Origin of the sequence: Streptomyces bluensis (genome assembly GCF_014650715.1) — a bacterium.
In the GTDB taxonomy this organism is placed as follows: Bacteria; Actinomycetota; Actinomycetes; order Streptomycetales; family Streptomycetaceae; genus Streptomyces; species Streptomyces bluensis.
The window spans coordinates 68,081-80,092 of sequence record NZ_BMVM01000021.1 but is presented as its reverse complement, the minus strand read 5'-3'; the positions used below and the strand labels follow the sequence as shown (position 1 = coordinate 80,092).

At 70.7% G+C, this 12,012-nt stretch carries 10 protein-coding genes; 8 read left to right on the top strand and 2 right to left on the bottom strand.

Going from position 1 to position 12,012, the window contains the following annotated elements:
- The first annotated feature begins 165 nt into the window (after window positions 1-165).
- From IE262_RS34090 to IE262_RS34075, 4 genes are all read left to right on the top strand, one after another.
- Complete coding sequence (locus tag IE262_RS34090) at window positions 166-1,974, top strand: carbamoyltransferase family protein (RefSeq protein ID WP_189879177.1); 1,809 nt, start codon at window positions 166-168, stop codon at window positions 1,972-1,974.
- On the top strand, window positions 1,967-2,665 hold the full coding sequence (locus IE262_RS34085) for a class I SAM-dependent methyltransferase (RefSeq protein ID WP_189879175.1): 699 nt from the start codon (window positions 1,967-1,969) through the stop codon (window positions 2,663-2,665). Before IE262_RS34090 ends, IE262_RS34085 begins: the two co-directional genes overlap by 8 nt.
- A 204-nt stretch (window positions 2,666-2,869) precedes the next feature.
- Window positions 2,870-3,961, top strand: a complete 1,092-nt coding sequence (locus IE262_RS34080; RefSeq protein WP_189879173.1) for a SagB/ThcOx family dehydrogenase — start codon at window positions 2,870-2,872, stop codon at window positions 3,959-3,961.
- 5 nt (window positions 3,962-3,966) lie between these two features.
- Window positions 3,967-5,211: an MFS transporter gene (locus IE262_RS34075; RefSeq protein ID WP_166681505.1), complete on the top strand. Its 1,245-nt coding sequence runs from the start codon at window positions 3,967-3,969 to the stop codon at window positions 5,209-5,211.
- A 48-nt stretch (window positions 5,212-5,259) separates the two neighbouring features.
- On the opposite strand, the gene IE262_RS34070 is transcribed toward IE262_RS34075, so the two are convergent.
- The gene (locus tag IE262_RS34070; RefSeq protein WP_189879171.1) at window positions 5,260-7,170 is read right to left on the bottom strand and encodes an AfsR/SARP family transcriptional regulator; all 1,911 of its coding nucleotides are present in this window, start codon (window positions 7,168-7,170) and stop codon (window positions 5,260-5,262) included.
- 177 nt (window positions 7,171-7,347) lie between these two features.
- Window positions 7,348-7,626: a hypothetical protein gene (locus IE262_RS34065; RefSeq protein WP_189879169.1), complete on the bottom strand. Its 279-nt coding sequence runs from the start codon at window positions 7,624-7,626 to the stop codon at window positions 7,348-7,350.
- Between the two features lie 432 nt (window positions 7,627-8,058).
- Between IE262_RS34065 and IE262_RS34060 the strand changes: the two genes are divergently transcribed.
- The 4 genes from IE262_RS34060 to IE262_RS34045 all read left to right on the top strand — a co-directional run bounded on the left by IE262_RS34060 (window position 8,059) and on the right by IE262_RS34045 (window position 12,000).
- A complete protein-coding gene (locus IE262_RS34060; RefSeq protein ID WP_189879167.1) occupies window positions 8,059-9,228 on the top strand; it encodes a Cmx/CmrA family chloramphenicol efflux MFS transporter in 1,170 nt (389 codons plus the stop codon).
- A 257-nt stretch (window positions 9,229-9,485) separates the two neighbouring features.
- Window positions 9,486-10,631 (top strand): ABC transporter ATP-binding protein, encoded by a 1,146-nt coding sequence (locus tag IE262_RS34055; protein ID WP_189879248.1) that lies wholly within the window; start codon window positions 9,486-9,488, stop codon window positions 10,629-10,631.
- Window positions 10,628-11,335 (top strand): ABC transporter permease, encoded by a 708-nt coding sequence (locus tag IE262_RS34050; protein WP_134028690.1) that lies wholly within the window; start codon window positions 10,628-10,630, stop codon window positions 11,333-11,335. Before IE262_RS34055 ends, IE262_RS34050 begins: the two co-directional genes overlap by 4 nt.
- Complete coding sequence (locus tag IE262_RS34045; protein ID WP_189879165.1) at window positions 11,332-12,000, top strand: ABC transporter permease; 669 nt, start codon at window positions 11,332-11,334, stop codon at window positions 11,998-12,000. Before IE262_RS34050 ends, IE262_RS34045 begins: the two co-directional genes overlap by 4 nt.
- Window positions 12,001-12,012: the final 12 nt, after the last annotated feature.

The following is a 12,012-nucleotide window of genomic DNA, read 5'->3' as shown; positions in this document are numbered from 1 at the left end:
ATGTCACCGAATCCTGTCAGGCCGATGGCGTCCCAGAAAGGGCGTCATATTCTTGGCATCTTCTTCCGGTACCTCGTTCGTATGTTCCCCGTACATCAGGTGACGAGAATGGTGGCGACGGGTGGCGGCAGATGCCGTCAGGGAGCCGAGGGGGGTTGAAAATCAGTGATCGTGGTCGGCTACAACGGATTCACGAGGAGCGCGGAACTCTTCGGGAACCTGTACGGGGCGACGGGAGTGGACCGCCATCAGTTGATCGGACACGATGCCTCCGCCGCGCTCGTGGTGGACGGCGAGGTGGTGGCGGCTGTCGAGGAGGAGCGGCTCAGCCGGGACAAGAAGACCTCCGACTTCCCCGTCAGCGCGATCCGCTGGTGCCTGGAGCAGGCCGGAATCGGCCTCGACGACGTCGACGTCTTCGCCTTCCCCTGGCGGTTCGCCCCGGAGGTCGTCGACCGGACGATTCGGGACATCGCGGCCGGCGAAATGCCGGTCGTTGCCAAGTTCGACCAGCTCAGCCGTACCGGGGAGCTCTTCACGGGGATGCTCGGACGAGCCGCCGTGCACACCGACTTCATGACGCGGATGGACTACGCGCTCGACCCGAACCGTCTCGTCCTGGTCCCCCACCACGCTGCGCACCTGATGTGCGGCGCCTACCTGGCCGGCGTCCGCGACGCGGCCTTCCTGGTGAGCGACGGCCGCGCCGAGACCCACTCCGCGGTCATGGGCGAGCTGCGGCGCGGCGTCATGCGCGTCTTCGAACAGGGCTCCGTCGGCGTGGACGACTCCCTCGCGATGGCCTACGGAAAAATCACCCGCTACCTGGGCTTCGTCCCGAACAACGACGAATACAAGGTGATGGGACTCGCTGCCTACGCACCCCCGCCGACCCGTAATCCCCTCCTGGTGAACGCGGTTCAGCTGTACGAGGACGGCTCCTACCGCATATTCATCCCGGGGGAGAAGAATGCGTACTACTCCTTCTTCGACACGCTCTTCGACGGCGACAGTGAAAAGCGCGAAGAGTTCGACTTCCGGGTCAAGGTGGCGGGGCTCGCCCAGCACATGGTCGAGGCCGTGACGGCGCACCAGGTCAGGGTGCTCGGCGCGGCCACCGAGTTCGACACGCTGCTTTTCGAAGGCGGCCTCGCCCTCAACTGCGTCGCCGGCACGAAGATGCTGCAGAGATCGTCCTTCGCCGCGATGGAGGTCGGCTTCGGCGCCAGCGATCCCGGTGTGTCCATCGGCGCCGCGGTCCACGTGGCGGGCCTGCCGGAGCGTCCCGCGACCAACCGCACCCCCTATCTCGGACCCTCGTACGACGACACGGAGGTCCTTGCCGCTCTGGCCGAGTACCAGGATGACGTCGTATGGGCCGAACTGGACGCGGCGGAGATCGTCGCCCGGACGGTCGACCTGCTGACGGGGAAGAAGGTCGTGGCCTGGTTCCAGGGGCGCATGGAGTACGGGCCCCGCGCACTGGGCAACCGCAGCATCCTCGCCGACCCGCGGTTCCCCGACATCAAGGACGTCATCAACCTCCGGGTCAAGCACCGCGAACCGTTCCGGCCCTTCGCCCCCGTGGTCCTCGCGTCCGAGGCACCGCGCATCTTCGACCTGGGCAAGAAGACCTCGTCCCCGCACATGACGTTCGTCTTCCCGGTACGGGCCGAATACCGGGACCGCATCCCCGGCGCCTGCCACGTGGACGGCACCGCCCGCATCCAGACCGTCGACGGCGCCGCCAACCCCGAACTCGCGGCGCTGCTGCGCGCCTTCTCCGAGAGCACCGGTGTGCCGTGTCTGCTCAACACGTCGTTCAACGTCGCCGGGGAGCCGATCGTCTGCTCTCCGCGGGACGCCCTGCGGTGCTTCCTGAAGACGGAGATCGATCAACTGGTCATCGGCCGCTTCATGATCGGCAAGAAGGCCGGCAAGAAGGCCGGCAGGAAGCACGGTCAGGATGCCTGAACCCCGCGACCCCTGGACCGCGTTCGCCGACCGCCGGCCCGGTACGCGCCTGCGCAACGCGGCCGGCGAGACCACGTGGTTCAACTGGACCCAGTACCCCGATCACGGGCCGGGCCCCGAACTCCTGGGCGAGCCGCGCACGGTGCTCGACCTCGGCTGCGGCAGCGGACGCAACACGGCCCACCTGGCGGTCCGCGGTGCCCGAGCGGTCGGCGTGGACTTCTCACCCGTTCTGCTCGGCGAGGCCCGCGAGCGCTGGGGCCATGTACCGGGGCTGCGTTTCGTGGAGCGGGACGCGGCGGGCTTCCTGGCGGAGACCGACGAGCGCTTCGACGCCATCTGCTCGGTGCACGGCGCCGTCTGGTTCACGGACCCGGACATCCTGCTGCCCCTCCTGCGCAAGCGGCTCGCGCCGGACGGGCTCCTCGTCTTCTCCCACGAGCCGCCGATCGAGGGCTGCTACGGCGCGCAGGGCACCTACATCCGCCGCAAGAACGGTGGCCCACCGGTGCCCGTGGTGCGCTGGGCCCACACCCCAGAGCAATGGCGGGACATCCTCGCCCGGCACGGCTTCGTCACGGTCGACACCCGGATCGTCGAGGCCCCGGATCCCGCCTATGTCCCCACCATGCTGGTGCGGGCCGCGCCGTCGCCGAACGGGGCGACGGCCGTGGTGCACAACCCGAGTTGAGGAAAGGAGGTGCGTTTCCATGGAGAACACGAACGACGAGGTCCTGCTCGTCGAGGTGGTCGAGGAGGAGGGCGAAGCCTGCCTCTGCTACGCGGCACCGTGAATCTGAAGCGTGCCGTGTGCCGTGCCCGCGGGCACGGCACACGGCACGCACGCACGGACGGCGCCGGCCCGGCAACCGTGGCACACGAAGAGTGGGAGACCGTGAAACTTCGCCTGATCGACCCGGCGTTCTTCAGCGTCCGCCGCGACGGTACGTACCTCGCCAGCCCGAGGATCAAGGGACGGTTGAGGGTGCACCCCGCGGTCGTCGGCGTCCTCACCACGGCCGTGGACGGCATCGACGTGCAGGCGTTGGCAGCCGATTCCGCGGCCGTCGCCCAGGCGGTCGAGAAGCTGCGCGAACTCGGTTACCTGGTCCCGGCGGACGACACGGGCAACGACGAGCTGCCGGGGCCGTGGCGCGAATGGGGCGCGCTGGCCTGGCAGTTCCACCAGAGCATTCGCGACACGCCGTTCGTCCGCCCGGAGTCGGAGGGCATCGACGAGTACTACGAGGCGCTGCACCACCGCACCCGGCCGGCCAACTCCAAGGCGACGCGGGACGACGAGGAGGTGCTGCTCCTGCCCCGGGTTCGCGCCCGTATGCCGGCGTCCTTCCAGGACGTACTCGAAGGACGGCGTACCCATCGTGACTTCTCGGGCGACGCGACCCCGCTCGACGCGTTCGCCACCCTGCTGCACTACGGTTTCGGCCCGCTCCGCTTCATCGACGCGGGCAGCGTGGGTGTGCTCCAGTTGCGGGCCAACGCGTCGGGTGGCTCACGGCACGAGACGGAGGCCTACGTCGTCGTCCTGAACGTGCGGGGAGTGGATCCCGGGATCTACCGCTACGACGGCATCCGGCACGGGCTCGTTCCCGTGCGGGAGGCCGTGCCGCGCGAGACGATGGAACACCTCACCTTCGACCAGGGATTCTTCGAGGCGGCGGGTTTCGGTGTGTTCACCACGGCCTTCGCGACGCGGATGTCCTGGAAGTACCGCAACCCCCGCGCCTACAAGGTGCTGCTGCACAACGTCGGTCACATGGCCCAGGTGTTCTCGATGACCGCCGCGGCGCTCGGCCTGGGAGCGGCGATCACCGGTGCCTTCCGGGACACCGAGGTGGAGGCCCTCCTCGGGCTGCCGGGGCCGGACGAGTTCCCGACGTTCGCCATGGCCTGCGGCACACCCGTGCGCGGCGACGACGACCTGCCCGCGCGGTACCGGTTTCCGACCGCGCCGTTCCCCGTGTGACCCGCGTGAGTGGTCCTCTGGCACACGTCGCCTTCAGGAACGTGGTGTGGGGCCGCGCCGCGAGCTTCGTCGGCAACGGAATGGCTCCGGTGGCGCTGTCCTTCGCCGTGCTCGACCTCACCGGCTCGGTCACCCAGCTCGGCCTGGTGGTCGGGGCGCGCTCGGTGGCCGCGGTCGTGGCCACGGTCTTCGGCGGCGTCCTGGCGGACCGGTTGCCGCGCAGACTGCTGCTGCAGAGCACCGCCTTCGGCGCGGCCGTCACGCAGACCGCGGTGGGCCTGAGCCTGCTGGGTGGGGTGGCCTCGGTACCCCTGCTCATGCTGCTCTCCGCCCTGAACGGGGCCCTCGCGGCGGTCGAACTTCCGGCCACCACCGCCCTGGTACCCCAGACGGTCCCCGGTGAGCTGCTGCGCCGCGCCAACGCGCTGCTGCGCACGTTCACCAGCTTCGCCACCGTGAGCGGTGCCGCCGCGGGAAGTCTGCTGATCGGGTGGGCGGGCCCCAGTTGGGGGATCCTGGCCGACGCCGCGTCGTTCGCCGTGGCCGGGCTGTTCTTCCGCCGGTTGCGGGTCGGCGCGGTGCCGCGCCCCGCCGGCCGGCGTTCGCTGCTCGGCGACCTGAGTGAGGGCCGGGACGAGTTCCTTCGTCACCGCTGGCTGTGGAGCGTCGTCCTCCACGCGTGTGTCTGGCAGCTGATCTGGGCGGGTGGTGTCCAGGTCATCGGCCCCGCCGTGGCCGAAGCCCACACCAGTGCGCGGACCTGGGGGTTCGTGCTGGCGGCCCAGACCGTGGGCGCCGTCGCCGGCGGCGTTCTCGCGCTGCGCTGGCGGCCCCGCGCGCCGTTGGCCATAGGTGTGCTGCTGACCTCGTTCAGTGCGGTACTGCCCTGGTCCCTGGCGGTCGAGCCCCGTGCGGCGGTGCTGGTACCGGCCGCCTTCCTGGCCGGTGTGGCGATGGAACAGGTCAACGTCGCGCTGACCGTGGCCGTCCAGGAACGGGTCGCCTCCGACCGGCTGGCCCGGGTGACGTCGTATCAGGTACTCGGCTCTCTGGTCGCTGTTCCGCTCGGCCAGATACTGGCCGGCCCGCTCGCCTCCCTGTACGGGCAGGAGCGGGTGCTCGGCGCGGCAGGCGTCTGCATCGTCGCCGTGACGCTGGCGGTGCTGGCCGTACCGGACGTCAGAGCGGTGAGAACGGAGGGCGGACCCGACAAGGCCCGCACGCGGCCACGGGACGAGCCCGTCGCATGACCGCGTGCGGGAGCCCCGCCGTCCGGGTCCCCCGACAGCTGACCGGGGTCAGGCGGCGCGGTCCGAGATGCCCGCGGCCCCGCGGGTCTCGGCCATGGCGAGGAGCCTCGCGTACTGCCACGTCAGTTCGTCCATGTGGAAGCGGTCCGCCCCGTCGACATGGACCAGATGCTCCGCGAAGAGGAGCCCGAGCAGCTCCGACACCCGGGCCCGGGGCAGTCCCGTCAGCCGTTCCAGCGCCGGCAGACCGGCCCTCGGACCGGACAGCGATCCGAGGGCGCGGAAGAACGCCTGCGCCTCGTGTCCCAGCCGCCGGACGGACAGGGAGAGCGAGAATCCCACCGACGAGTCCCGGTCGCCGACGATCGCCAGACAGTCCAGGGGGTTGCCCTCGCGCAACGCCTCGGCATGGTCCGCGATACGGCACTGAGGGTGCATCACCAGGTTGGCCGCGGCGATGCGCAGCGCGAGCGGTGAATGCCCGCACAGCGCGGCGAGTTCCGCCGTGGCCTCAGGCTCCGCCTCGGTACGGCCGGCACCGACGACGTGCTGGAGCACCTGGTGAGCGTCGCCGGATGACAGCGGGCCGAGCTGAACCATCCCCGCGTCGGCCGCCACCAGCAGGCTGCTGAGCCGATTGCGGCTGGTGACCAGGGCGAGGGAGCCGCGAGCCGGGGGCAGCAGGGCCAGCACCTGCTGCGCGGAGACAGCGTTGTCGAGCACGAGCAGGCTCGGGCTGCCCGAGAACTCGCGGTGGTGGAGCGCCGTCAACTCGGCCATGCCGTGGGGCATCCGGTCGGGAGAGAACCCCCGCCGGGTCAGCAGGATGCGCAGCGCCTCGGCCGGGGTGAGTGCGGGCCTGGTCGAGTAGCCCTGCAGGTCCACGATGTCCAGTCCGCCCGGGTAGTGGTCGCGGTGCCGGCGGGCCCACTCCAGAGCGAGTGCCGTCTTGCCGTTGCCCGCGGCGCCCACGATCGCGACCGCGGGGGTCCAGCACCGGACGCCGTGCGACAGTTCCGAGATCTGGTGCAGTTCGGTTTCCCGGCCGGTGAACCCCGCTGCCGAGAGCGGGACGGACGGGCCGGACGGGCCGGGCGGGGCTGTGCCCACTGATGTCCGGTGCCCGCTCCGCTCGCCCCGCACGGTGACCGCCTCCCGCCATCGGTCACCGATCAGACCGCGCGGCCATTCCTCCGGCGACCCGTCGGCCAGCAGGATCATCTCCTGTGCGCGTCGCAGGTCGGATCCGGGGTCCAGCCCGAGGTCATCGGCCAGCCGGGCTCTGGTCTCCTCGTAGACGCTCAACGCCTCGCTCCGGTGCCCGGAGCGGTACAGCGCCCCCATGCGCAACAGGGCGATGCGCTCGTGGTGCGGGTGTTCCCGCACCAGCTGGGCCAGTTCCTCCAGGAGGCCGTTGTGCTGACCGAGCGCCAGCCTCGCCTCTGCCCGCAGAGTGACCGCGGACAGGTACATCTCGTTCAGCCCGTTCCCCAGACGGTGCACCAGCTCCTGCGGGCCGTCGCTGCCCAGGACAGGGCCCTGCCACTCGCCGAGGGCGCGGTCGAGGAGTGCGGTGCAGTCCGTGGCGCGGGAGGCGCGGTCCGCACGGCGCACGAGAGACCGGAAACGGTGGACGTCGACGCACTGCGGATTGGCCTGCAGCGCGTACCCGGCACCGTCGGACGCGATGGTCAGTTCCTGTCCTTCGGCGACCACTCCGTGGAACAGGCCGCGCAGCCGTGAAACGTGTGCGTGCAGACTGGCCCGGGCGCTGGTCGGCACGGCCTCACCGGTCCACAGCAGTTCGATCAGCCGGCGCACCGGAATGAAGTGCCCCATGTCGAGGAGGAGCAGCCCGAGCACCAACCGCTCCCGGCGCCGACCGATCTTGACCGGTACGCCGTCCACGCGGGCGTCGATCCGCCCCAGGAGCCTGAAGTTTCCCCCATGAAATTTCATGCGGCGATCATGGGTCCGTCATACAACGGTTTGCAAGAGCGTTCGCATTCGGAAGGCGGGTGCGGTCCGCCTGCTGCCTGAGACGGGCGGGGGTGGCCGACCGGCACGCACACCCCAGGGGCGGGACGTGTGTGGGATGTGGAGTGCATGCGCGAAGCACGGTGGCCGGCCGAGCTGCTACTGCCGTGAAGCGAGGCCCTCACGCCCGCTGCGGCGACCGCGTATCTCCCTGAGCGACAGGAGGACGACCGCGAGATTCAGTGGGAAGGCGACCACGTTCGCCACCTCCGGGATGCCGAAAGCGCGCAGCAGACTCGCTCCGGCAGCCAGCAGGAACAGGGATATCGGCAGCACCCGGCGCCAGGTCGGTATGTCCCGCATCCGGGCAACCGTGACGGAGCACCACAGCGCGAAACAGAAGAAGGCGATGCCGAATGCGATGACTGCGGGAAGCATGCGAGGTATCTCCACGAAGGCAGCCGAGCCCCGCGCGGTGGGCGGGGGGACTGCGGCTGTGCGGCTGGGACAGGGAAGTGGTGCTGCGCGACCGTGCCGCGGAGCACCACACTATGCGCTACGTGGACGGGGTCCGCGTTCAGTCGCCGAGGCGTTGGCCACCTCTCCGACGCCTCCCAAGGCTCTGTTACGGTGTGAACATGTCCAGCCCCGAGTCAGACAGGCGCTAGCCACCGGTCGTCCGGTGGCTTCCTCGGTTCTCCTCCGACACCCGTGCCACCGGTCTGCCGTTCTCCGGGCTCTTCCCCTTTCCCTTACGCGGTGACCCCGTGTGCTCGGCTGGACGACTGCTCTCCGTACCACCACCCGTCGTGATGCCGTCGTGGGTCCGCGTTCCCGCTACCCAGCCGCGACGCGGCGCGTGGAGTACTCATGCCCATCCCCCTCTACCTGCTCGGTCTGGCCGTCTTCGCCCAGGGGACCTCCGAGTTCATGCTCTCCGGTCTGGTGCCGGACATCGCCGGTGATCTGCACGTGTCCATCCCGGCAGCCGGTGCGCTGACGTCGGCGTTCGCCGTGGGAATGATCGTGGGGGCGCCGCTGATGGCGATCCTCAGTCTGCGCTGGCCCAAACGGCGGGCGCTGTTGGTCTTTCTGACCGCCTTCATGCTGGTGCACGTCGTCGGCGCGGTCACCACCAGTTTCGGTGTCCTGCTGGCCACTCGGGTGCTCGGAGCGCTGGCCAACGCCGGGTTCCTGGCGGTCGGCCTCACCACGGCGACCGGCATGGTCGCACCCCACCTCAAGGGACGGGCCACGTCCGTGCTGCTCGGCGGGGTCACCATGGCCTGTGTCGCGGGCGTGCCGGGCGGAGCCCTGCTCGGCCAGCTCTGGGGCTGGCGCTCGGCGTTCTGGGCCGTGGCCCTCGTCTGTGTACCTGCCGTCCTCGCGATCATGTGGTCGGTGCCGGACACCTCACCGGCCGATCCGGCCCCGGCGCACGCACCCGGTGCGCGCCGCGAACTGCGGGCGCTGCGCGGGCCCCGGCTGCTGGTGACGCTGGGCCTGGGCATGCTGGTGAACGGCGCGACGTTCTGCACGTTCACGTACCTCGCGCCGTTCGCCACCACCGTGGCCGGAGTCGGGGAGGCGTGGGTGCCGGCCGTGCTGGCGCTGTTCGGCGCCGGGTCGTTCGCCGGGGTCACCGTGGCCGGACGGCTCTCCGACGCCCGTCCCGTGCTGGTCCTCGTCCCCGGCGGACTGGCCCTGTTCGTGGGCTGGTTGCTGCTGTCGGCGACCGCGGGGTACCCGGCGGTGGCGGTCGTTCTCGTACTGGTCCAGGGGATGCTCTCGTTCGGCGTCGGCTCGACCCTGATCACGCGGGCGCTGTACGCGGCGGACGAGGCGCCCTCGCTGGGCGGCTCGTTCGCGACCGCCGCCCTCAACGTGGGTGCCGCCGTCGGCCCGGCCCTGGGCGGCCTCGCCATCGGCGCGGGCCTCGGCTTCCGCTCGCCGCTGTGGCTGAGCGCACTCCTGGTGGCACTGGCGTTCGCCCTGGCGGGTCTGGCGCGGGTGGCGGAGCGCACGAGGGAGCTGAACTGACCTCGGGACACAGGGGCGGGCCGCCGGTCGGATGTACGGACCGGCGGCCCGGCCCCCGGACGGGTCGCGTGGACGGGCGCCCGAACGCACAGGATGCTCACAGTGTCAGCTCCGCACCTCGCCCACCTGCGCACATCGCGCCACACGCCCGTCATGGGCGCGTAAACATCGGCCGTTTAGACTCGTCCCGCAAAACGGCTGTTCGACCGAGCCCCACCCGCAGCAGTCGCCCCCCAATCCGAAGGGTGTCCGGCGTTTTGATACGGATGGATTCAGTCACCAAGCGGTATCCGGACGGCACGGTGGCGGTCGACAGACTGTCGCTGGAGATACCGGACCGCACGATCACCGTCCTCGTCGGGCCCTCGGGCTGCGGGAAGACGACGACCCTGCGGATGATCAACCGGATGGTCGAGCCGAGCGAGGGCACGATCCTCGTCGACGGCGTGGACGTCCAGAAGCAGCCGGTCAACACCCTGCGCCGGTCCATGGGGTACGTCATCCAGAACGCCGGGCTCTTCCAGCACCGCACCATCGCCGACAACATCGCGACCGTGCCCCGGCTGCTGGGCTGGAGCAAGCAGAAGGCGAGGGCCCGGGCGGAGGAGCTGATGGAGCGGGTGGGGCTCGACTCCTCGCTCGCCAAGCGGTACCCGTACCAGCTGTCGGGTGGTCAGCAGCAGCGTGTCGGTGTGGCCCGGGCGCTGGCCGCGGATCCGCCGGTGCTGCTGATGGACGAGCCGTTCTCGGCGGTCGACCCCGTGGTCCGCAAGGGCCTGCAGGAGGAACTCCTGCGCATCCAGGGCGAGCTGGGCAAGACCATCATCTTCGTCACCCATGACATCGACGAGGCGATCCGGCTCGGCACCAAGGTCGCGGTGATGCGCACCGGCGGCCGGCTCGCGCAGTTCGCCGAGCCCGCCGAACTGCTCAGCGCTCCGGCGGACGCCTTCGTCGAGGACTTCCTCGGCGAGGGCCGCGGCGTCCGGCGGCTGTCGTTCTTCCCCTCCGAGGGCCTGGACCTGCTCACCGAGCCCGTCGTCGCGGACGGCGCCACCGCCGAACAGACCGCCGCCGCCCGCGAGGCGTCCGGGGCGCCGTACCTCCTCGTCACCGACGGCGAGGGCAAGCCGCTCGGCTGGAGCGAGCCGGGCAGCCTGCCGGGCGGGTCACCGGAGGAACTCCTGCCGTACGGGCGGCCGTTCGTCGCCGGCCAGGACTCCCTGCGGGTGGCGCTGGACTGTGCCGTGCTGTCGCCGACCGGCTGGGCCGTCGCCGTGGACGGCACCGGCAGGGTCGTCGGTGTCGTCTCCCAGGAGACGATCGGCGAGGCCATCCGAGGCGCCCACGCCGCGGGCCGGAAGGCGGATGGCGCGGGCCGGAAGGCGGACGTCGCGGGATGAGCGGGTTCTTCGACATCCCGAGCGACCTCCAGCACAGCTACTTCGGGCTGATCGGGCTGCATCTGCGCGAGGCCCTGCTGCCGGTGCTGGCCGGACTGGTCCTCGCCCTGCCGCTCGCCCAGTTGTGCGTCAGGCTGCGCTGGCTGTACCCGCCCGTGCTGTGGGTGACAACCGTCATCTACGCGATCCCGTCACTGGCCTTCTTCGTCGTCCTCATCGACTACACCGGCCTGAGCGAGATCACCGTGATGATCCCGCTGACCCTCTACAGCCTGGTGGTGCTCGTCCCCGCCATCGTGGACGGGGTGCGCTCGGTGCCGCAGGAGACCCTCGCCGCGGCCACCGCCATGGGCTTCGGGCCGGTACGCCGGTACGTCCAGGTGCAGTTGCCGATCGCCGTGCCCGCCATCATCGCCGGACTGCGGGTGGCGACCGTGTCCAGCATCTCCCTCGTCAGCGTCGGCACCCTCATCGGCAACCAGGGCGCCCTCGGCAACCTGCTCGCGGACGCCATGTTCTACCACCGGCCCGAGCTCGCGGTGACCTCGGTGGTCACCACCGCCGTCCTGGCCATCCTGGTGGACGCCCTGCTGGTGCTGGTACGTGTCCTGCTGACGCCGTGGATGCCGCGCCGCACGCCCACGAAACCGAAGGCCGAGCAGCCCGATCCGGCCGCCCTCGCCCTTAAGGACCCGGCCCGGTGAACATTCTGCACTTCGTCAACGCCTTCTTCAGCGACAGCGCCCGGTGGCACGGCTACGACGGCATCCCCACCAGGGTGGCGGAGCACATCGAGTACTCGCTGCTCGCCCTGGTCATCGCCGCCGCGATCGGGCTTCCCGTCGGGCTGGTCACCGGGCACACCGGCCGCGGCGGCAACGCGCTCGCGTTCATCGCCACGGCCGCCCGCGCCCTGCCCAGCTTCGGTCTGCTGGTGCTGCTGTTCGTGCTGATGGGGCTCGGCATGCTGCCCGTGATGATCCCGCTCGTCGTGCTCGCGGTGCCGCCCATCCTCGTGACCACGTACGAGGCCGTGCGCTCGGTCGACCCCTCGCCCGTCGACGCGGCCCGGGGCATGGGCATGCCGGAGAGCAGGGTGCTGTTGCAGGTCGAACTGCCCGAGGCGCTGCCGCTGATCCTGGGGGGCTTGCGCTCGGCGGCCATCCAGATCGTCTCCACGGCCACCATCGCCGCGTACGTCAGCTTCGGCGGGCTCGGGCGGTACATCGTGGACGGCCTCTACCAGCGCGACTACGAGAAGGTGGTCGGCGGCGCCACGCTGACGGCGCTGCTGGCGCTGCTGACGCTCGCCGTGTTCTGGGCGGTGTCGCGGGTGGCGGTGTCACCGGGGGTGCGCCGGAGCGCATGACCGCATGTGCGC

What these genes read in the sequence shown, in the direction of transcription:
- IE262_RS34085 (WP_189879175.1), top strand. Translation starts at nt 1,967, where the DNA reads ATGCCTGAACCCCGCGACCCCTGGACCGCGTTCGCCGACCGCCGGCCC.
- IE262_RS34070 (WP_189879171.1), bottom strand. Translation starts at nt 7,170, where the DNA reads ATGAAATTTCATGGGGGAAACTTCAGGCTCCTGGGGCGGATCGACGCC.
- IE262_RS34065 (WP_189879169.1), bottom strand. Translation starts at nt 7,626, where the DNA reads ATGCTTCCCGCAGTCATCGCATTCGGCATCGCCTTCTTCTGTTTCGCG.
- IE262_RS34060 (WP_189879167.1), top strand. Translation starts at nt 8,059, where the DNA reads ATGCCCATCCCCCTCTACCTGCTCGGTCTGGCCGTCTTCGCCCAGGGG.
- IE262_RS34050 (WP_134028690.1), top strand. Translation starts at nt 10,628, where the DNA reads ATGAGCGGGTTCTTCGACATCCCGAGCGACCTCCAGCACAGCTACTTC.